The sequence below is a fragment of the Paracoccus actinidiae genome, from assembly GCF_030863885.1.
Classification (GTDB): Bacteria; Pseudomonadota; Alphaproteobacteria; order Rhodobacterales; family Rhodobacteraceae; genus Paracoccus; species Paracoccus everestensis.
In genome coordinates, this window is sequence record NZ_CP132956.1 from 3,948,940 (window position 1) to 3,968,636 (window position 19,697).

Sequence of the window (19,697 nt, forward strand, 5' to 3'; positions counted from 1 at the left end):
TCTCTCCCTGTTTACCGAAAGCCTATGCCGCGACAAGCGAAGGGGAAAGCATGGATATCGTGATGGACGCGCAGGCGCTGAACGCCTTTCTGGCCAGCGACTTTCAGCAGGTGGCGAATGATCACAGCGTGGAATCGGTGGCCTCCGACAGGCTGGTGGCGCGCCTGCGGGTCGGCGACCGGCATCTGCGGCCGGGCGGCACCGTGGGCGGACCCTCGATCTTTGCCTTGGCCGATGTTGCGATCTATTGCGCGATCCTGTCGCGCATCGGGCCGGTGGCGCTTGCGGTAACGATCAATGCCTCGGTCGATTTCATGCGCAAGCCTGCTGCGGGGCGCGATCTGCTGGCCGAGTGCCGCATTCTCAAGCTGGGCCGCAGCCTCGCGGTGGCCGAGGCGCTGATCTTTTCCGACGGGGCGGGGGATCCGGTTGCCCGCTGTTCGATGACTTATTCGATTCCGCCAAAAAGGCCGTAAAACAGCGCCCTAGGGTGTGGTATTTTTATACCTAAATGGTAAGATACTGTTTTATATTGAAATAAACGAGCCTGTGGCGCTTGACGGATGGGCGGCGATCCCCGATACACGCCCATCTCGCATTATGACGACCCTGAAGGGACGAAAGATGAAAACCTATACCGCGAAACCGGCGGAGATCGAGAAGAAGTGGATCCTGATCGACGCCGAGGGCGTCGTTCTGGGCCGCCTCGCCACGATCGTCGCCAGCCGCCTGCGCGGCAAGCACAAGCCGACTTTCACGCCGCACATGGACATGGGCGACAATGTCATCATCATCAACGCCGACAAGGTGCAGATGACCGGCAACAAGCGTGACGACAAGAAATACTACTGGCACACCGGCCATCCGGGCGGCATCAAGCACCGCACCGCGCGCCAGGTGCTGGAAGGCGCCCATCCCGAACGCGTGGTGATCAAGGCCGTCGAACGCATGATCAGCCGCAACAAGCTGGGCAAGCAGCAGATGACCCATCTGCGCGTCTATGCCAGTGCCGAACACCCGCACGAGGCCCAGCAGCCCGAAGTTCTGGACGTGAAAGTCCTGAACTCCAAGAACACCCGGAGCGCGTGATTATGGCCGAAGACATCAAAAGCCTGGACGATCTGAAATCCGTCGTGTCGGGCAATGCCGCCGTTGTGGCCGACGCCCCCATCCGCCGCGAAGCGCAGCGCGACGGGCAGGGCCGTTCCTATGCGACCGGCAAGCGCAAGGACGCCGTCGCCCGCGTCTGGGTGAAGCCCGGTTCCGGCAAGGTCGTGGTGAACGGCAAGGACATCAACGAATACTTTGCGCGGCCCGTGTTGCAGATGATCCTGCGCCAGCCGTTCGACGTTGCAGGCGTGGCCAACCAGTTCGACGTGCAGGCGACCGTCAAGGGCGGCGGCCTGTCGGGCCAAGCCGGCGCCGTGAAGCACGGCATCAGCCAGGCATTGCAGCTGTATGAACCCGCCCTTCGCGCGGCGCTGAAGGCAGCCGGTTTCCTGACCCGCGACTCGCGCGTCGTTGAACGCAAGAAATACGGCAAGGCCAAGGCCCGCCGCAGCTTCCAGTTCTCGAAGCGCTGATTCCAGCGAAAATCATATCCAGAAGGCGCGATCCGCAAGGGTCGCGCCTTTTTCGTTTCGGAACCGCCGGATGGTCATCCGCACGTTACCTAAGCGCACGAAACTGCCCGGAAGATAAGCAAAAGGCGATTCCTGGCTCGAAAGGAGCGAGAAGAAGCGGTTCTGACCGGAAATCATGGCATGATCGCTGCAGGGATTCGTCCCGAAGGGAAGTTCCAAACGTCCGACCGTTCCTTTCGGGGTGGATCGGGCATGAAATTTTCCTTTTGATGACATATGGATAGAAGAAAACTGGCCCAGAGGCGCATTTTTCTTCTTGCTCTCCTCTGCCTGTCTTCGTAAATACCGCTTCACCGAAGGCGGGAACGCTGGAGGGGACGGGGAGACGGGCTGGATGGCCTGGCGCTTCGGGACAATTTAGGAAATGAGGCGACTGGGGCCTGCAGCAGCCGCGCTATCACGCGGCGTTCGTCCAGCGTCAGGTTGGTGAAAGGGCGCCGCATCACATCCTCCTGAAGTGCTTCAGGAAGCTGTCAGGCGATGCATTCCGGAATGAACGTGCCGTGTCACCATTCAAACTACGTGTAATAAATTATCCAATTCAGGACATACTTCTCGTTACGCTTCGAATCATGCAAAAGAGAAGGAGTCCGTATATTCGGTCCCTGTGACAAAATCATCGAATTGAACAAGAGAATTGCTGGGATCCGTCTACTACGTGCTCTCCCGACTGTCCTGCAGCCCCGTGACCCAAGACGCTGGCTCGAAACAGCGTGAAGGCGGTATCACTTGGCAGGCGCAAGGCTCCGACTTTTCCTGCAAGCACGGCTTGCGTCAGATCCTCGCTTGTGCCGCCGCGACCCAGGCAGGTTTCTGCGAGGGATAGAACCTTCTCATCCTGCACATCATCGACAGGTGAAAGTTCCCCGATCCTTGACAGCTGATCATCCAGGACGCACCGCTCGAAAATGACCCTGCACAGGGCACTCGGGATGGCGGACGACAAGACGCTGCTCGATACAAGGCTAGTGTTCGGCTCTGCGCACGCCCAATCTATATCTGAACCTCGGCAATGGGGATCGCTGTCTCTTAACCCTTGGTAAGCTGTTCAGTCCTCACCTAGAAATACAAACCTTGGACCTGTCGCGGTTTGGTGGTGCTCCTTTGATAGCCCAATGTGCGGCAAAGGAGATGAACCATGGGCACAGGCAGGACGGATGAGTTTCGCAAGGATGCGGTGCGCATTGCACGGACGAGCGGGCTTTCGCGACGTCAGATTGCGGATGATCTGGGGGTCGGCGTGTCGACTTTGAACCCATGGGTGAATGCCCATCGCGACCCGGATAGGGTCTCGGCCGAGGACCGCGAGCTTGCCCGGAGAATAACGGCTTGGGCGCGAGATCCGCATCCTCAATTTGAACCCATGGGTGAATGCCCATCGCGACCCGGATAGGGTCTCGGCCGAGGACCGCGAGCTTGCCCGGAGAATAACGGCTTGGGCGCGAGATCCGCATCCTCAAGGATTTGAGCCGGATCCGCGAACCAGTCTGGGGGATTGTTTCCCCGGCGAAAGGGGGAGATCCTGAAAAAAGCCACCCAGTTCTTCGCGAGCCAAAAGCCGTGAGGTTCAGGTTCGTCGAAGAACAGCGTGGGGCCTTCCCGATCGACCGGCTGTGCCAGGTGACGAATGTCAGCCCCCGCGGGCTGCGGGCCTTTCGCAGCCGCCCGGCCAGTCGCTGGCAGCGCATGGACAGGGTTGTTCTGGCCCCTGTCAAGGAACAGTCGCGTCTGAGCCTGGGCCGCGATGGCCGCCCGCGGATGACCGGAAACCTGAAGGAAGGCGGCATCGATGCAGGCCATCGCCGGGTCGGGCGACTGACGCGCAAGAACGGGATCGTCGTTGAAAGAACGCGCAAATTCAAGGCGACCACGGACAGCGATCATACCTTCAACATCGCGCCGAACCCGGCTCGGATCGTGACTTCACGGCGGATCGGCCCAACCAGAACCGAAGGACCGCGCAGCGACATGGGCGGGCGACATCAGCTACATCTGGACCCGCGAGGGTTGGCTGTATCTGGCGCTCGACCATGGTCCTCGGACCGGTGGCGGACATGGCCTCGCTCCTGGACCTGCACTCCGGGCGCGTGATCGGCTGGGCCGCGAGCCAACCGCAGGAAACGCGATCTGGCGATCCGGGCGCTGAAGATGGCCATCGCCCTGCGATCACCGCCGCGGGGCTGCATCCTCCATAGTAACCGTGGCAGCCAATACTGCTTACACGACTACCGGAAGGTCCTGCGCGAACATGGCCTGCAAGCGTCGAGGAGCGGCAAGGGCAACTGTTACGACAATGCCACCGTCAAACCTTTCTTCAAAACCCTCAAGGCCGAGTTGATCTGGCGCAGGTCGTGGGAAACGTGTCACCAAGCTGAGACAGCCATCTTCCGATACATCAACGGCTTTAATAACTCGCGCCGTCGGCATTCAGCATTGGGAGGGAAAAGCCCCTTGGCCCTTGAGCGCCAAGCAGCCTGAACGAGCACCGGGAGCAGCACAAATACGGGACAGGGCCAATGCGCGGGCACGCGTGCTGCTGGTGAGCTTGGCGAAAAAGGCCGAGATTGATCTGCGCCAGAGCTATGCCCGCCTTGCCCCGCGGCTGGCCGCCTAGGTCGGGCGCTATGCCCACGCCCGGCAGTTCACGCGCATGGGCAAGGCCCTGCGCCAGTTCAGGGGCTTTACTGGAAGGATCTGCCGGGATCTGCGGCGCCACTTGCAGGACACCCCTGAAGGTGCGCTGCGCGAGAAGGCGCTGGAGGCGCTCTGGCGGGTCGGTCGCCTGCTTGAGCAGGCGCGAAGAGCAAGAACAAGATCTACGCCACGCCACGCCCTGCACGAGCCCGAGGTCGACTGCATCTCCAAGAGCAAGGCCCGCATCCGTTGCGAGTTTGGCACCAAGGTCAGCCTCGCCGCCACCCTTGACGGCGGCTTCGTGGTCGGCGCCCGCAGCTTCCCCGGAAACCCATACGACGGCCATACCCTGGCGCCGCACTGGAGCAGGTTGCCATCCTGACCAACCACGTGCCGGCTTTGGCTGTGGTTGATCGCGGCTATCGCGGCCATGGCGTGGAGACCACCAAGGTCCTGATCAGCGGGCACAAGACGTGGCATCACCCCGCTCCTGGCAAAGCTCCTCAGGCGACGAAGCGCTATCGCGCCGGAGATCGGGCACATGAAAAGCGACGGTTGCCTGGCCAGATCTCCGCTGAAGGGCGCATCGGCGACGCGATCTTCGCCGTCCTCTGCGCCTGCGGCCACAATGTCTGGAGGATCTTCGCCCATCTCAGGGCTCTTTGGGCTTTGTTCCCTTCCCTGATGCCGGCGTGGCTCCGGCCCCAAAACGCCCCGTCAACGCGAAGCATTGGCCGCCTGATACGGTTGTTCAACGCCGACCGGGCATCTGATCAAGAAGCGAACCAAGAACACCAGGGCCAGCAAAACGCACATGGCCGTTGCCTTGGGACGAAAGCAATCCGGCAGAACCACTCGGTGCAGTTTGTGACCGCAGTCACCCTCGTGGCAATGCTGGCCAAGGGTCATGACGACCGCCTGTTCTTCCAGCTGGTATCGCGCCGTTACGAGAAAGGCTCGATCCTGATCACCTCGAACCGTTCCGTCGGCGAATGGGGCAGTGTGTTTGGCGATCCCGTGGTGGCAACGGCAATCCTTGACTGGCTGCTGCATCATTCAACGTTGATCACCATCCGCGGTGACAGCTACCGTCTTCGCGACAAGGGCAGCCTTGGCCTCTTGCAAAAGGCCGGGCGTGCGTTCGGAGCCGATATCGCCAGACATTCACCAACGGGGTCAGTTCTTCACGTCGCCAAAGCGGTCAATTCTTCAGCTCGTTTGACATCAGGTGCTGTTCGTCCCGCCGACATGGCTTGTCGTTGAGCCAACGGGCGTCTGGCGCCGGGGTGCCAGGGCCAGTCCCCCGAGGCCGGATGCGAAGATCACGGCAAGACCTAGAAGCGCAAGCGGTGCGGGCCAGTCGCCGAAGACAAGAAAGCCGATCACGGTCGCGGCGATCAGCTGGAAATAGATCAGCGGCGCCGACACCGTGGCCGGTGTTGTGCGGTTGACCACCACCAGCAGGTAGTTGCCAAAGGCCGAGGCCAAGGAACTGACGATGACCAAGACCCAGATCCGCAGGTCCGCGCTGGCCGGAACGCTGGCAAGGCCCGCAGGAAGCAGCAGCACCGCCCCGATGACCAGTTGCGAGGCCAGCAGAAAGGGCGAGGGATGAAACGGCGCCAGCCAACGCGTCGCAGCAAGGTAAGAGCCGTAAAACCCCCCCGCCATCAGCGCGAAGATCATGCCGGTCCCCATGTCGCCCCCTGGTCGGACCACCAGCAACACACCGGCAAAACCCAGCACGAGCATCACGGTACGCGCCCAGGATGCGCGTTCGCCCAGCAACAGGACCGACAGCGCATAGGCCACGATCGGTCCGATGAAGAAGGCGCCGAAGACATTGGCAATGGGTTCTGTTCGCAGCGCGGTCAGGATCGAGGCGATGCCGCCGACGATCAGCGCGGCGCGCAGGATCAGCCTCCAGTCCAGCAGGCGGCCCAGGTTGGTCCGCCGCAAGCCCAGCGACCAGGCAAGCACCAATGCGGCAAGCGCGAAGCGCGACCATGCCACGAACAGCGGCTGCACGCCCGCCTCGGTCAGCAGCTTGCCTGCGGTGTCGCCGCAAACGATTGCCGTGGTGGCGACAGCCACAAGGCCAAGGATGGTCAGAGGCGCAGGGGTCTGCATCGGCAACTTCCTTCAGTCCGCACGGGCGTGCCAGATCGCACCATGCATTTCACGATCCGTACGCCCGCGCCCGGCTGCCCGTGTCCGCCACCACCCTTCATCACGGAACGGGGTGACGGACCTGCGGAGGCAGCCGGGTTGCAGGCAGGTTCAAAAGGCCAGCGAGTCTGATAGCCCGGATAGGCCGGACAAGGAAGCCCGAGGGGAACCCGGCGGCCATGTCGGACGCGGTCAAGGAACCCCCGTCAGGAACGCCGGGTGCCGCCGATGCCCGGGTTGAAGCGCGCCAAGGGATCGAGGTCTTCATAGAAGGCCGCAAGGGCGGGCTTTGCGTGGTAAAGATGCCCGACATTGTGCTCCGCCGGATATTCCGCGCCATCTGCGTCCAGCATCTCCAGCATGGCCGTTTTGAAGGCGGCCGGATCGGCGCCCTTTTTCAGCACATAGTCCAGATGGAAGACATGGCACAGGAAATGGCCATAGGAGAGGGTCGCGGCCACCTGATCCGCAAGCGCGGGCGGCACCGGCTTGATCCAGTCGCGATCATTGCGCCGCAGGGCCACGTCCAGGGCCACAAGGCCGCCGGTCCGGCGGCGGTTCATGGCCTCGTATCGCACCGCAGCCCCTGCGACCGCAAAGCGGTGCAACATCGCCTTGGACCCTTCGACCGGAGAGCAGCGGAACCAGCCGTCGGCGCCAACCGTCTGGTCCAGGATGCGCGCGGCCTCGTCGCCAGGGGCTTCCACCTTGAGGATCAGGTGGTGCTCGAAGCGGTGGCGAAACTCTCGCATCCGGCGCGGCAGGCGTCCCGGTGCCAGTTGCCCCGCGACTTGCAAGACCCGGTCGCTGAGATCCGAGGTGAGCGGGATTTTCCGCAGCCGCGCATCTGCCCAACCCTTCAGCGCGAACAGCACGGGCATCCGGGCGGTGCCGAACCATTCGATGAACAGGCGGGTGTCACGTCCAAAGCGGGCCGCCATGTCCCAGGCCTCGCGGTGGATGTATTCGCCCACCACCGGCAGCGGGTCCAGTTCGGTCAGCAGCCGCCGGCGCAGCGTGGCCAGGGCCTCGGGGCTGTTGGTGCCGACATAAAGCACTTCGGTGGCGGCGGGCCGGGGAAAGGTGTCCAGACGCACCGCGAAGACGGCAAGCCGCCCGGCGCAGCCCGCCGCTTCGTGCAGGCGTCCCGGATCGGCGTTGAAGCGGCCTGGCGTTTCCGCATCCACGTCGCGCACGCGGTCGGCATATTCGTGGTCAGAGGCCGCGCCTGCCTGGGGGTCCACGTCCTCGGGCCGGATTTCTCCTGCATCAAGGCGGCGCAGGATGGTTTCCGGGTCGTTGCCCAGTCGCACCCCAAGATTGTTGACCAGCCGCAGCCTGCCGTCCGCCTCCAGCCGCGCGAACAGCGCAAGCTCGGTATAGGCTGGTCCCCGCTGCACCAGGGCACCGCCGGAATTGTTGCAGACGCCACCCACGACCGAAGCGCCGATGCAGCTTGACCCGATCACCGAATGGGGATCGCGCCCCAGGGGATCCAGCATCCGTTCCAGGTCGTAAAGCGTTGCCCCCGCATGGCAGACGACCTGCGTGCCGTCCAGGACGGGATGGATCCGCGACAGCCGCAGCGTGTTGACGATCACGACGGGCCGTCCATAGTCACCGTTCGGGGTCGATCCTTCGGTCAGCCCCGTATTGGCCGCCTGCGCGATCACGATCCGCCCGGCATTCACGCAAAGCTCAAGCGTTTTCCACAGTTCGAGCAGGGTTCCGGGGCGGACCACTGCCTCGGCCTCGCCCCCGCCCGACCGATATCCCATGCGAAACCGTTCGGTGTCCCGGGGCGTGGTCAGCACATGGCGCGGTCCCACCGTTGCGCGAAGGGCCTCCAGAAAGGCGGGGGCGGGTCCGACGGGGATTTGATCCGCCAGGGTCTGGGTGTGCAGGTGCGGCGTCATGGTCATGCTCCAGTCGGATGGTCCGGGATGCGTGCGATAGGCGTCGAGCGGGCCTTCAGGATCCCACCAGAAGGACGTGCAGGAAACCCGGTCCATGGGCGCCCCGGACATAGCTGCCCTCGATGTCGGTCGTGCCGCTGGGTCCGGTGATCAGGATGGCGTTGCGGGGCTGCGCCGCCCCCTGCACCGCCGCGGCATAGTCTTCCAGATGAGCCAGCAGGTTGTTCCGGTGCAGGACAAGGATGTGGTGCAGTGGCAGGAAGGACAGAAGGATCGGGTTGTCGGGCCCCGAATGCACCACCAGCGATCCGCTTTCGGCGATACCCCAAAGGGCCAGGCCAAGGCCCGCAGGCTCGTCCGGGGCAATGTCCGGGTGGGTGGCGATCCCGTCCCAGTCAAGCGCCGTCAGTTCCGCCGCCGGCTGAAGCGCGATACCGGGCAGGCCATGGTCCGCAAGATAGCGGCGCACGGCGGCGGGGATATCGGCCATCTGGGCCACGTGGTCGATGGTGGTGCCCAGGGCCGTAGCCTTCAGGGCGAAGGCATCGGCCAGGTCCGGTGCCGCAAGCTGGGGCCGGGTTGCCTGCGGGTTCGCCAGCAGGGATGCGGCCTGCGCGGCGATGGCGTCAGGGTCCGGACGCCGGGGATCCAGGCTGTTTCGGATGGCGGACAGGATGCGGTCGCGTGCGGTCATTTGCCACCCCCGCGCTTGGCCCGGTCGGCGCGATACTGTTCCATGAACGTCCGGCCCGGCGGGCGCGGCATATCGCGATAGGCGGTCCAGCCGCGGGCCAGGGGCAGCGTGCTGATCCAGCCCCGCCGCCCCAGCAGCCGCAGGGCACGCACGCCGATCCGGCTGGCCAGGCGGTATAGGGCGGGCCGCCGGGCAAGCATGGCCCAAAGACCGATGCCTGCCCGGACGCTGCCGGGTTCCAGTCGTTCGCGCCAGCTGCGGCGGCGCCAAGCGCGCAGCAATGTGGGCAGAGGAATGCCCACGGGGCAAACCTCGGCGCAGCGGCCGTTCATGGTGCAGGCGTGCGCCAGGTCGCGCGACTGCGCCAACCCCTCCAGCACCGGGGTCAGCACCGCGCCCATGGGGCCGGGATAGGTGCCGCCATAGGCGTGCCCGCCGATCTGGCGGTAGACGACGCAATGGTTCATGCAGGCCCCGCAGCGGATGCAGCGCAGCATCTCGCGGAACTCGTCGCCCAGCATCCGGCTGCGGCCATTGTCCACCAGGACGATGTGCATCTCCTCGGGGCCGTCGGCATCGCCCGCGCGCTTCGGCCCGTGGTGGAAAGTCGTATATTGCGTCATCTCGCCGCCGGTCGCGGACCGGACCAGCAGACGCAGCAGCGCAAAGGCGTGCGCGGTCGAAGGCACCAGCTTCTCGATCCCTGCCGTCACGATATGGATGCGCGGCGGCGTGGTGGTCAGTTCCGCATTGCCTTCGTTGGTGACGGTGCAGGTCGCGCCAGTGTCCGCGACCAGGAAGTTCGCGCCCGATATGCCGATGTCGGCGGCCAGGAACTTGGCGCGCAACTCGCGCCGGGCACTTTGCACCATGGTCCCCGGATCCTCGGCGGCAGGGGGCGGGTTGTGGCCCGTCCTGAACAGATCGGCCACCTGTTCGCGCGTGCGGTGCATGGCAGGCCAGACGATATGGGACGGCCGTTCGCCCGCAAGCTGGATGATATGTTCGGCCAGGTCCGTCTCGACCCGCTCGATCCCGGCATCGGCCAGGGCATGGGGCAGGCCGATTTCCTCGCCCAGCATGGATTTCGACCGGGTGACCAGCTTGGCATCGGCGTCCAGGCAGATGCGGGTGACGATGGCCCGCGCCTCGGCATCGTCGGTGGCCCAATGGACCTGCGCTCCGGCGGCGGTGGCATTGCGCTCGAACATCTCGAGGTAGTGGTCGAGATGGGCGATGACGTGGTTCTTGATCGCCTTTCCCCGTTCGCGCGCGGCGTCGAATTCGGGAAATGCGGCCAGTGCGGTGGCACGCTTGCGTTCGGCGGTGCCGGTGGTGCGGTCGATGGCGATTTTCAGCGCCCCGTCCGACAGTGCGGCGGCCGCGCGTTCCTTGAAGCCTGGCTGAGGCGCGGTCATGGTCACCCTTCCTCGCCGATGGCGGGGCCGTCCGCGTGGCCTGCCAGAACCTCGATGGTGTGGAAGCAGCGCGTCCTGGCGCCGCGGCGGTGCAGCTTGCCGGCCATGTTCATCAGGCAGCCCAGGTCGCCCGCCAGCAGGATATCGGCCCCGCTGCGTTCGACGGCCTCGGCCTTCTCTGTGGTAATGGCGTCCGAAATCTGCGGATACTTCACGCAGAAGGTGCCGCCAAAGCCGCAACAGACATCGTTGCCTTCAAGCGGCCGCATCCGAAGCCCTTCGACCTGGGCCAGAAGCGCGCGGGGCTGTGCGGCGATGCCCAGTTCGCGCAACCCCGCGCAACTGTCGTGATAGGTGGCCGAGGCATCCAGTCGGCGGCCCTGCGGCCGATAGCCCATCACATCCACCAGAAAGCTGGTGATCTCATGGGTCTTGGCGGCAAAGGCGGTGGCGCGGGCCGCCCATCGGGGGTCGCCCGCCAGCAGTTCAGGATAGGCGTGAACCATCGTTCCCGCGCATGACCCCGAGGGCAGCACGACATGATCGCACCCCTCGAAGGCGGCGATGGTCTGGCGGGCCATGTGGGCCGCGTCGGTGTCATCGCCGCTGTTCAGCGCCGGCTGGCCGCAGCAGGTCTGGCCCTGCGGCACCTCGATCCGGCAGCCCGCCTCCTCCAGCAGTTGGATGGCCGCAAAGCCGATCCCGGGGCGGATCGCATCGACAAGGCAGGTCACGAACAGACCGACGCGGGGTTTGGGCTTTGCGGACATCGGTTTCAGGTCCTTGACAGCGCGGGCACGCGGCTGCGGTTCTGCGACATCAGGAACAGCACCGCTGCCGCCCAGATCGCCGCCGCGATCCACCACATGTTGAACCCGCCAGCCAGCAGCGCAAACCCGATGAGTCCGCCCTGGATGATATAGTAGGTCATCGGGATCAGGGTCATGCGGATGATCGCGCCTTCGCGGTTGACCAGGCCCACCGTTGCGGATGCAGCCACCACGTTATGCACGCAGATCATGTTGCCAGCCGCCCCGCCGATAGCCTGCAGCGCCACAACGGTGCCCGCGCCAGCCGCGCCCAAACCGATCTGTTCGGCGGTAGAGAACTGGAACAGCGAGAACATCATGTTGCTGACGGTGTTCGATCCGGCGACAAAGGCGCCCATCGACCCGATCAGCGGCGCAAACATCGGCCAGGCCTCGCCAACGGCTGCCGAAACGCCTTCGGCCAGAACAATCGGCATGCTGGCCAGCGTATCGGATGCCGAGTTGATGAACACCTGCACCATCGGCACCGCCAGAAGCAGCGCAGGCGCGGCGGCGATCATGGTCGATCCCGACGACCGCAGCGCCTGGAGGTAGTCGCGCCCTTTCATACCATGCAGGAAGAAGGTGATGATCGAAACCAGGATCAGCACCGTTCCCGGGAGATACAGCACCTGCACCCGCGCGTTGATGCCCGAGCTGAACATGTTGTCGAGCGCGATGGTAACATCGGGAGAGTTCAGCCAGGCCTTCACCGGCCCGACTGCGCGGGTGATGATCAGCAGGGCCACGACCAGAACATAGGGTGCCCAGGCCTTCAGCAGGGGCATGACCGGGCGTCCCGCATGGTGATCTTCAAGATCGTCCAGCTTGCCGACCCAGGCCTCGTCCCACTGGGCGCGCGGCGGAAAGTCGAACACCTCCTTGGGCATGAACAGGCCCGCGCGTGCCGCCGGAACGACGATCATCAGGCCGATGATGCCGCCCAGCAGCGACGGGAATTCCGGCCCCAGAACGCGGGCGATGATGTAGTAGGGGATGGTGAAGGCAAGGCCCGCGAACAGCGCAAATTTCCAGATGCGGAAGCCTTCGATGAACGAGCGGTTGGCCCCGAAGAACCGCGTCAGCATCCCCACCAGGATCAGCGGGATCAGGAAGCCGACAAGGCCGTGGATAGTTGCGACCTTCACCGCTATTTCCAGCAGATAATCGGTATAGGCCATGGGCGCGATGGTCGTCTCGACGATCTCCTGGCCACCAAGGCCGGTGTTCACCCCGACAAGGATCGGCGTGCCGACCGCGCCAAACGATACCGGCGTGCTTTGGATGATCAGCGTCACAAGGACCGCAGCCATGGCCGGAAAGCCGATGGCGACCAGCAGCGGCGCGGCGATGGCCGCAGGCGTGCCAAAGCCCGAAGCACCCTCGATCAGCGATCCGAACATCCAGGCGATGATGATTGCCTGAACGCGCCGGTCGGGCGAAATGCTGGTGAATCCGCTGCGGATCGACCGGATCCCGCCGCTTTCCTCAAGCGTATACAGCAGCAGAATGGCGCCGAAGATGATATATAGCAGGCTGATCGCGGTGATCGCGCCGTTCGCGGTGGCGCCAAGAACCTTGTTCAGATCGGTGCCCCAGACCAGCAAGGCCGTGGCTGCCGTCACCAGATAGGCCATAAGCATCGAAAAGCTGGCCGGCCGTGCCAAGACGACCAGCAGCACGAAGACCGTGGCGATCGGCAGCAGGGCCAGAATGAATGTGATGATGTCAGGCATCGTTCCTCCTCGGATGGACGGGGCAGGCCCCGCTGTTTTGTTGTGCCAGCCGCCCCGGCTTTCCCTCCGCGCCGGGTGACCCTTTGGTCAAATTGCGATCCATGCGCCTTTTATACGGCAAGCAAGGATCGGGTCGTCCCGCTTGTCCTTTGGGAAATCCAGATAGCGTCGATTTGCCGCCGATCAGGTGGATTGCAGCACGGCCGTGTCAAAGGGCATGCCTTCTAGCCGCTGTTGGATCGCCTCCTCCGCTCCTTTTCACCCGCTCCCCCTCGGGGCGACAATAAACACTGCCACAAGAGGTAAATAATATGATCCTCTGTCGTGAATCAACGTATTTGTTGGCCTTCGTTCAGGTGGCACGAAATCCTGCCCCACCCACGAGGTGGAAAGTTTGGCGGCTATGCACTGCCAGAGAAATAAATATATCTCTTGCAAAGGTTTGGACGCGTCATCGTCTGCTTGAAATTCTCTGCATTTGAGGTAAATAATATTGATCACCTGCTGCGCGACGCAGCCGAGGGAGAGTTACGCCTCATGATAGCGGCACAGGTTTTCGAGCCGGTGGAACACGAATCGGTCGTTCAGGCTGTGGTGGACAGGATCGAGACGATGATTGTCGATGGCGTTTTGAAGGGAGGTGCGCGTCTTCCTTCGGAACGCGAAATGTCGGACGCCTTTCGTGTCTCGCGGCCCAAGCTGCGCGAGGCGCTGCAAATCCTGGAAAGCCGCAATCTTTTGACCATCCGTCATGGCGACGGTACTTATATCGCGGAACTCACGGGCCGCGCGATGTCACCCGCAATGCTGGCGCTGTATGCGCGTCACGGCGAGGCATTTCACGATTATCTGGAATACCGCCGCGAGCAAGAGGCCTTTGCCACCCGCCTTGCCGCACAGCGGGCCACAACTGCAGACAGGGAACGGCTGGAGGCCGTCCGCGAGGATCTCGAGGCTGCCTGGAAGGCCGATGACCGCGAGGCCGAATGGGAGGCTGATGCCCGGTTGCACAGCGCGGTCGTGGACGCCAGCCACAACACGACGCTGATCCACATGATGGCATCGGTCTTCGACCTGACGCGTCGTGGCATCTTCTACAATCGCGACCTGCTGCGCAGCATCGACGGCACCGGCCGCAAGCTTCTGGATCAGCACCTCGAGATCATCGACGCGATCCAGGCGGGCGATCCGCAGCGCGGCGAAAGGGCCGCCCGTGCGCATCTGGATTTCGTCGAGCAATCCATCCACCTGGGCCGGGAGTTGCAGCGCCGCGAACAGCGCGCGCGGATGCGGCTGAATTCGGAAGGGTGACTGACCGGCCTTCGTCTATCCTGGCAGATGAAGCGTTTCGGCGTCTGCGGCTTTTCCGTCGGACACCAGGGCAAGATCCAGAAGCGTTTCGATGTCGAAGTCAGGCAGGATCCCTGGCACGGCCTTGGGCGGAAGGCCGGTTGCGACCAGGATCGTCTTCAGCCCGGCCGCCCGGCCTGCCATGATGTCGGTTTCGATCTGATCGCCCAGCATAAAGGTCGTTTCAGGATCGCTTCCCAGGATTTCCAAGGCCATGTGGATCAGGTCAGGATGCGGCTTGCCCGTCACAACCGGGGTCACCCCTGACGCCGTCTGGATGGCCGCAAGGATCGATCCGGCGCCGGGTTCGTATCCAAAACCATGCGGCAACATCCTGTCGGCATTGGTCCCGAAGAAGGACGCCCCAGCCAAAAGGGCGGCCTGCGCCTTCTGCAGTTTCTCGAACGTGAAGGCGCGGTCCAGCCCTGCCACGACTGCCCTGACGTCCTGATCCGCAATCTGGAACCCCTGCGCTTCGATTGCACCCACCAGCGAGGCCGCCCCGATCACCATCACGCGCGACCCCGGGGGAAGGTCAGCCTTCACACGCCGTGCCACGACCGCAGAACTGGTGATGACCCGTTCAGGCGTTGCTGGAATTCCCATCCCGTTCAGCTTGTCCGCGAACTCTCGGGCCGTTTTGGTGGAATTGTTGGTCACAAAGGCATAGGGCAGACCTTGTTGATGCCATTGCCGGAATGCAAGAACAGCGGTCGCGATGGGAACATCACCCCGATACGCAACTCCGTCCAGATCGCTGATGATCGCCGCGTTGCGGGGGATCTTTATCTTCGACGTCACGGCGCTGATTTCCACTCGGATATGAAAAGGATTTGGAGGGAAGCCCTCGGGCTGAACCGCATCGCACCATTTGTACTAGGCTACCCATCAGCCAAACAAGGGTTCAGTATAGTTATAGATGTATGATGATCGTCGGATTTGCGGAAGAACTTCTTGCGCTTGCTGCACCTTTTGCCTGCGCCATCAGGATATTCCTCTGCTTCAGTGGCAACCATATCTTATCTTCAGCGGCAAGTTGTTCGTCGGTAGGACCGAAGAACTCGTAATGGATGCGATCGGCGGGGATGCCGGCACCGCGCAAGCTGCCGACAAAGTGGCGCAGGAAGGGGCGCGGGCCGCAAAGATAGACATCCGCCTCGGCCAGAGGGGTGTTTCCCTGCAGCCAGTTGAGGGTAATCCGGCCGGGATTGGCTTTTTCATCCGCGCCGCTTCCGTGAGTCGTTTCCATTAGAACATTGCCATGTCGGAACGCGAGCTTGCGGAATTGGGCGTCAAGGGCACGATGCGCCGGGCTGCTTGTGCCGTGGACATAGAAGACAGGCACGTCGTGATGCTGCTCGGCAAGAACCTCCAGCATGCTGACGATTGGGGTCAGCCCTACCCCGCCCGACAGCAAGAGCAGAAGGCGCTGCGGCGTGTCGGACAGATAGAAGTCGCCTGCCGGTGGTGTGGCCTCGATGACCGCGCCGAGAGGTGGTCCGGGATTTTCGACCAGTTTGCCGCTTCGCTAAGCTCGGGCATGGGTTTCATGTCAGGCAGCGGCTTTCAGGTTTTGGTTGGCGGTATCATAGGCCTCAGCTGGCGTCAGCAATTCGCCTATCTCGGCGATCGGCTCGGAATCAACGGGACCGCCGAGCGCGTCCCCCCGCTGCCCGATCTAGTGGGCGCGCAACCGGCGTAAACTCACCCCGCCCCGCAATCTGCCCCGGTTACCTATCTGCGATCGGATGCTGCCGTAGGCACACAAGGCTTTCTCCATTCCGAGCCGCGATATTTCCGCAATCTGCGGATCATAGGAGCATCCCAGGATTAGGCCGCTGAAGAGGACCGCAGGCTACCTCCTGCTTTCATCATCAAGGGCCGATCCTCAACAGCTTCACAGGATAGCAAGCAGCGGAATAAGGACAACTGGCTGCGCTCTTACGTTGCAACCGTTACGAAACGACCGTTTGGTCGCATGTCACATAATTGTAAAATGTCCTCCGTCCTACATTATTTAAGCCATCCACGTCTCTAATCGGCTCTCGGCATGCAAACAGACATCGACCCCCAGCGATTGGGGTTGCGCGCGGGCTGCGCCATTATCCACGAGGAGCACGCCTCGGGTGCCAACCGCACCCGCCCTGCCCTGGCGCCGCTTCTGGCGACGATCCGGTCTGGCGAAACGCTGGTGGTGATCCGCCTCGAACTGCTGGCGTGCTTGCTGAACCACCTCCTGCAAGTCATCGAGACGTTGGGGGGCAAGGACGCGCATTCCGGTCGCTAAGCAATCCCGTCGACACCACTATGGCACAGGGGACGTTGTCGTCGCAGGTAAATGAGGCAGTTGCGGAACTGGAACGCGCAATGATGAGGGAGCGATCAAAGGCCGGGCTGCGGGGGGTGTGCGCCCAGAGGCAGGTCGGTGGCAATCCGGGTCTGCTGGCGGGCGACCACGACGCGCTGCGCCAGCTTTGGGCCGCGCGTGACGAGACCTATTTCCGCAAGCTGGAGGCCACGGCCGAAAGCTGGCTGCCTCTGGTGGGCCGGCACCGGCCCGACATCGCCTGAGAGGATCTCGCGCCGCTGATCATGGCGGGCGCAGACCTGGGCACCGCGCTGAGAAGGAGACGACCAGATGCTAGCCATCGTGGCGGGCATGCGCCACCCGATCCCGACCTGAAGCTTGCGTGCATAGCCGTACGCTTGGAGCAGATGCGCGAACGCACCCCAAGAAAGAACGGCAGACGGAACGCCCACCGCCAGGATGCTGCTCCAACAAGCGTATAGAATGGGCATAGGCGGAACCTCCCCATAGGAGTTCCGGCGTTCTATTTTCACGATAACCAGGACGGGCTCGCCGGTCGGCCCCAGGATACCACTAGACCCCTGCCCTCCCCCAGGGGACCAGGCCGATCAGATCGGCTGGCACCGGCGCATGGTTGTCACGCTTCGCTCACTCGCGAGATGACGGTACCGACATCATCTGCCAAGAACGAAGAATGCCCGAGGGATCTGATTACAACTCCGACTGGACGCCGGAAGGTGAGCCTTTCATCGTCGGACAGAGCGCCTTATATCAGGTTCCGGGGCGAACCCGCCAGACGCATGTTGTCTAACGGCACGAAGATCACCTTGTACCCGCTGAGTGTTGAGCAGTTCCACCAACCATGCTGACCGATGACCATACCGCTGCCTAAGCTTCGCGGGTTGCCTCCGGGCATCCTGCACACCGCAGTGTTCAGGGCGTCAACGGCATGATCCGCGAAGGTTGCGCTTGCAACTGATCCAACTTTTATCTGCCGTGTCGCCCCAAGAGGAAAAGCTCATCCGTAGAAATCCTGTCCGGCATCGATGTGAGATAGTCTGGAGGGATTTCTTCGCCTAGGCCATCGCCCTCGTTCACGACAGTACATTGCACCTAGGCCAGTCCCGGCTGGGCTTGGCTTGATGTCCAGCAGCGTTCGACCGGCGCCGGTAAGACATGGGCGACGTTCTTCATAAGGAGAGGCGGCAATGCCATCTCTGTTGCCCATGCAATGGGCGCAGCAAAGTAGAGCCAAGCCGAAGAAATGGCTCTGCTCTTCAAGGACCATCTAGCGGATTTCGCATCCCGATCCCCTCCGTATCGCACCACAACGTTATGCGAAAAGCGTGATACCGACTGCGTTGCTGAGGCGCATCCTATGCCCCGATGGGCTCTAAAAGGGTCTTTGGCAGGTCGTGCTTGTTTCTTGAATTCGGCAACCAGCATGTCGCCATTCGTCAAGACCTCGACCAAGCGGGGTGATCCAGGCCAGAGGTGAAGGCATTGACCTTCAGGCCCGGCGACACCTTTGGCAGACAACCGAACTTCCACCCATTCGCCGCGGGCATCTTCAGGATCGTGAGACCCTGGTCCGTGACCTTGGAAACAGCCGGCGCCCTGCAGATGGCGGGGTTCGTCGAGACCAAGACGCCGCTGCGCCGCCAATGCTTGCGGTTATTCTTGCCAGAAGATCCATCATCGGTCGTGTACTGTGCCGGGCGCCGCCCTGCAGCAGGGCGGCCTGTGGTCAAACGCCAAGCATGGGCTAGGACTGAGGATTCCAAGACCCCGGGTCTGCCCAATCCAGAAAATTGCCAATTGGCAATTTTCAGATCGGGTTCTTGTCGGCATAGCTTCGCAAAAAAGCTAGAAAGGCACGGTCTGGGTCTTTCGGAGGCTCTTTCGACACGCTCCAGCTGCGCCATTCGCCTTCTATGAAATAGATGTCAAAGCCGGGATGACGCAGCTTCGCAGTCTCGTAAGTTGCTGTTTGCAGGGAGGGACCGTGACTATCCAGCCAAGCAGGCCGTGGCCGTCCGCCCTCCCCCGCGACCACTTGCTCGGCGCGGCTCTCGGCCTTAATCCGCCGGCCCACCTTAGAAAACTGCAACGCGCGATCCGCTGCCCCGCCGGCATCGCCGTCCTTACGCCACCACCGCATCTCGACATGCGTCACGGCCCTCCCCGTCTTGATCGGCGATATCTCGACCATGAAATCAGATAGCGCATTGACCTCCGCGACAGCCGGGTCGATAGCACGTAGCTTAAGGTTGGACCAAGACGAGAGCTTGCCCTTTGGCACCCCCATTATGCCCCGCAAGGAATCGAGCGTGAACCGTTCCGACGATTTCCAGCGAAGGTTTCCACGCTTTTGCACCATCTCGTACAAGGTCAGGGCGTATTTGGAAGACAAGGCGAACATTACCTCGCGCTGTAGGCGCGCGAAGATCTGGCTGTTCCGGATGATTTTTCGCAGCCGCGCCGGGATTTCATACTCCAGCAATCCGTCGTTCCTGCTGCTTTCAAGGTTTCCCCCCAAGAGCTGGACACGTTCAATTGCCGGTTCCCCTTCCCAAGTCACAGCAACCTTGACGATTGCGGACATCAGTCTTTCAAGGCTGTCGCCGACACGGTCGTTTGAATTGTGGCTACCGCGCAGAACGGACTTTGCAATGACATGGGTAACGGGCTTATCAATGGCATCCCAGGCGTTTTCCAGAAGCTGGTTGTAGATCCGGCGGTCGTTAAGAGTCAGAGGCGTCACCTCGACAAGGTCGACAAGTTCGCCCGGCTTGACCAAACTGTCGGCGTTAGGCCGCGCTTCAACCGTCCTAATCGATGCGTCTGCCACACTACACCTTACCTCGTAGACCTTACTTTTGTAACGCGATCGAAGTAAGCGTTCAAGCACATTGCAAAAAAAAGGCGCCGCAGTCACCCGAAAAGTAAGAATTGATTCATGGAGGTTAGGCCGAGCAATTCCCAACGCACTGCTTTCGCGAGACAATTCTAGACCCTTA

At 62.5% G+C, this 19,697-nt stretch carries 15 protein-coding genes and 4 pseudogenes; 9 read left to right on the forward strand and 10 right to left on the reverse strand.

Features of this window, described 5'->3' with window-relative positions; translation table 11 throughout:
* The first annotated feature begins 50 nt into the window (after window positions 1-50).
* The 3 genes from Q5701_RS19570 to rpsI all read left to right on the forward strand — a co-directional run bounded on the left by Q5701_RS19570 (window position 51) and on the right by rpsI (window position 1,583).
* The gene (locus Q5701_RS19570) at window positions 51-476 is read left to right on the forward strand and encodes a PaaI family thioesterase (RefSeq protein WP_306752627.1); all 426 of its coding nucleotides are present in this window, start codon (window positions 51-53) and stop codon (window positions 474-476) included.
* 148 nt (window positions 477-624) lie between these two features.
* Window positions 625-1,089 (forward strand): 50S ribosomal protein L13, encoded by a 465-nt coding sequence (gene rplM, locus Q5701_RS19575; protein ID WP_234855142.1) that lies wholly within the window; start codon window positions 625-627, stop codon window positions 1,087-1,089.
* Window positions 1,090-1,091: 2 nt separating this feature from the next.
* On the forward strand, window positions 1,092-1,583 hold the full coding sequence (gene rpsI, locus Q5701_RS19580) for a 30S ribosomal protein S9 (RefSeq protein ID WP_306752628.1): 492 nt from the start codon (window positions 1,092-1,094) through the stop codon (window positions 1,581-1,583).
* A gap of 12 nt (window positions 1,584-1,595) precedes the next feature.
* Here the strand turns inward: rpsI and Q5701_RS19585 are convergent, their stop codons facing one another.
* Entirely contained in the window at window positions 1,596-1,937 is a 342-nt protein-coding gene (locus Q5701_RS19585; RefSeq protein WP_306752629.1) for a hypothetical protein, read from the reverse strand.
* An 844-nt stretch (window positions 1,938-2,781) separates the two neighbouring features.
* On the opposite strand from Q5701_RS19585, the pseudogene Q5701_RS19595 reads away from it, so the two are divergent.
* The 3 pseudogenes from Q5701_RS19595 to Q5701_RS19605 form a co-directional block, all read left to right on the forward strand.
* Window positions 2,782-4,121: pseudogene (locus Q5701_RS19595) on the forward strand (IS3 family transposase).
* Window positions 4,122-4,152: 31 nt separating this feature from the next.
* Window positions 4,153-4,985: pseudogene (locus Q5701_RS19600) on the forward strand (transposase family protein); the annotation flags it as partial.
* A gap of 97 nt (window positions 4,986-5,082) precedes the next feature.
* A pseudogene (locus tag Q5701_RS19605) lies at window positions 5,083-5,540 on the forward strand (ATP-binding protein); the annotation flags it as partial.
* Here the strand turns inward: Q5701_RS19605 and Q5701_RS19610 are convergent.
* From Q5701_RS19610 to Q5701_RS19635, 6 genes are all read right to left on the reverse strand, one after another.
* Window positions 5,502-6,407, reverse strand: coding sequence for a DMT family transporter (locus Q5701_RS19610; protein WP_306752630.1), 906 nt, complete (start codon window positions 6,405-6,407; stop codon window positions 5,502-5,504). The pseudogene Q5701_RS19605 and the gene Q5701_RS19610 overlap by 39 nt on opposite strands.
* A 245-nt stretch (window positions 6,408-6,652) precedes the next feature.
* Entirely contained in the window at window positions 6,653-8,473 is a 1,821-nt protein-coding gene (dld, locus tag Q5701_RS19615; protein ID WP_306752631.1) for a D-lactate dehydrogenase, read from the reverse strand.
* Window positions 8,418-9,056, reverse strand: coding sequence for a LutC/YkgG family protein (locus Q5701_RS19620; RefSeq protein ID WP_306752632.1), 639 nt, complete (start codon window positions 9,054-9,056; stop codon window positions 8,418-8,420). The genes dld and Q5701_RS19620 overlap by 56 nt, the downstream gene beginning before the upstream one ends.
* The gene (locus Q5701_RS19625; RefSeq protein ID WP_306752633.1) at window positions 9,053-10,474 is read right to left on the reverse strand and encodes a lactate utilization protein B; all 1,422 of its coding nucleotides are present in this window, start codon (window positions 10,472-10,474) and stop codon (window positions 9,053-9,055) included. The genes Q5701_RS19620 and Q5701_RS19625 overlap by 4 nt, the downstream gene beginning before the upstream one ends.
* A 2-nt stretch (window positions 10,475-10,476) precedes the next feature.
* Window positions 10,477-11,244 (reverse strand): (Fe-S)-binding protein, encoded by a 768-nt coding sequence (locus Q5701_RS19630; protein WP_306752634.1) that lies wholly within the window; start codon window positions 11,242-11,244, stop codon window positions 10,477-10,479.
* A gap of 5 nt (window positions 11,245-11,249) precedes the next feature.
* Window positions 11,250-13,019 carry an L-lactate permease gene (locus Q5701_RS19635; RefSeq protein ID WP_306752635.1) on the reverse strand — a complete coding sequence of 590 codons (1,770 nt, stop codon included), beginning with the start codon at window positions 13,017-13,019 and terminating at the stop codon, window positions 11,250-11,252.
* 537 nt (window positions 13,020-13,556) lie between these two features.
* Here Q5701_RS19635 and Q5701_RS19640 point away from each other — a divergent pair.
* Window positions 13,557-14,330 carry a FadR/GntR family transcriptional regulator gene (locus Q5701_RS19640; protein ID WP_306752636.1) on the forward strand — a complete coding sequence of 258 codons (774 nt, stop codon included), beginning with the start codon at window positions 13,557-13,559 and terminating at the stop codon, window positions 14,328-14,330.
* A 15-nt stretch (window positions 14,331-14,345) separates the two neighbouring features.
* Here the strand turns inward: Q5701_RS19640 and Q5701_RS19645 are convergent, their stop codons facing one another.
* Both Q5701_RS19645 and Q5701_RS19650 read right to left on the reverse strand, forming a co-directional pair.
* Window positions 14,346-15,170 (reverse strand): HAD-IIA family hydrolase, encoded by an 825-nt coding sequence (locus Q5701_RS19645; protein ID WP_306752637.1) that lies wholly within the window; start codon window positions 15,168-15,170, stop codon window positions 14,346-14,348.
* A 112-nt stretch (window positions 15,171-15,282) separates the two neighbouring features.
* Window positions 15,283-15,747, reverse strand: a complete 465-nt coding sequence (locus Q5701_RS19650) for a ferredoxin reductase domain-containing protein (protein ID WP_306752638.1) — start codon at window positions 15,745-15,747, stop codon at window positions 15,283-15,285.
* Between Q5701_RS19650 and Q5701_RS19655 the strand changes: the two genes are divergently transcribed.
* Both Q5701_RS19655 and Q5701_RS22965 read left to right on the forward strand, forming a co-directional pair.
* Entirely contained in the window at window positions 15,721-16,071 is a 351-nt protein-coding gene (locus Q5701_RS19655; protein ID WP_306752639.1) for a hypothetical protein, read from the forward strand. The genes Q5701_RS19650 and Q5701_RS19655 overlap by 27 nt on opposite strands.
* 348 nt (window positions 16,072-16,419) lie before the next feature.
* A pseudogene (locus tag Q5701_RS22965) lies at window positions 16,420-16,940 on the forward strand (recombinase family protein).
* 1,565 nt (window positions 16,941-18,505) lie between these two features.
* Here the strand turns inward: Q5701_RS22965 and Q5701_RS19670 are convergent.
* On the reverse strand, window positions 18,506-19,528 hold the full coding sequence (locus Q5701_RS19670; protein WP_306752642.1) for a replication initiation protein: 1,023 nt from the start codon (window positions 19,526-19,528) through the stop codon (window positions 18,506-18,508).
* Window positions 19,529-19,697 lie beyond the last annotated feature (169 nt).

Excerpts from the sequence above, each read along its gene's own strand:
- dld (WP_306752631.1), bottom strand. The coding sequence starts at position 8,473 with ATGTCCGGGGCGCCCATGGACCGGGTTTCCTGCACGTCCTTCTGGTGG.
- Q5701_RS19625 (WP_306752633.1), bottom strand. The coding sequence starts at position 10,474 with ATGACCGCGCCTCAGCCAGGCTTCAAGGAACGCGCGGCCGCCGCACTG.
- Q5701_RS19610 (WP_306752630.1), bottom strand. The coding sequence starts at position 6,407 with ATGCAGACCCCTGCGCCTCTGACCATCCTTGGCCTTGTGGCTGTCGCC.
- rpsI (WP_306752628.1), top strand. The coding sequence starts at position 1,092 with ATGGCCGAAGACATCAAAAGCCTGGACGATCTGAAATCCGTCGTGTCG.
- Q5701_RS19620 (WP_306752632.1), bottom strand. The coding sequence starts at position 9,056 with ATGACCGCACGCGACCGCATCCTGTCCGCCATCCGAAACAGCCTGGAT.
- Q5701_RS19570 (WP_306752627.1), top strand. The coding sequence starts at position 51 with ATGGATATCGTGATGGACGCGCAGGCGCTGAACGCCTTTCTGGCCAGC.
- Q5701_RS19630 (WP_306752634.1), bottom strand. The coding sequence starts at position 11,244 with ATGTCCGCAAAGCCCAAACCCCGCGTCGGTCTGTTCGTGACCTGCCTT.
- rplM (WP_234855142.1), top strand. The coding sequence starts at position 625 with ATGAAAACCTATACCGCGAAACCGGCGGAGATCGAGAAGAAGTGGATC.
- Q5701_RS19650 (WP_306752638.1), bottom strand. The coding sequence starts at position 15,747 with ATGCTGGAGGTTCTTGCCGAGCAGCATCACGACGTGCCTGTCTTCTAT.
- Q5701_RS19635 (WP_306752635.1), bottom strand. The coding sequence starts at position 13,019 with ATGCCTGACATCATCACATTCATTCTGGCCCTGCTGCCGATCGCCACG.
- Q5701_RS19655 (WP_306752639.1), top strand. The coding sequence starts at position 15,721 with ATGCTGCTCGGCAAGAACCTCCAGCATGCTGACGATTGGGGTCAGCCC.
- Q5701_RS19640 (WP_306752636.1), top strand. The coding sequence starts at position 13,557 with ATGATAGCGGCACAGGTTTTCGAGCCGGTGGAACACGAATCGGTCGTT.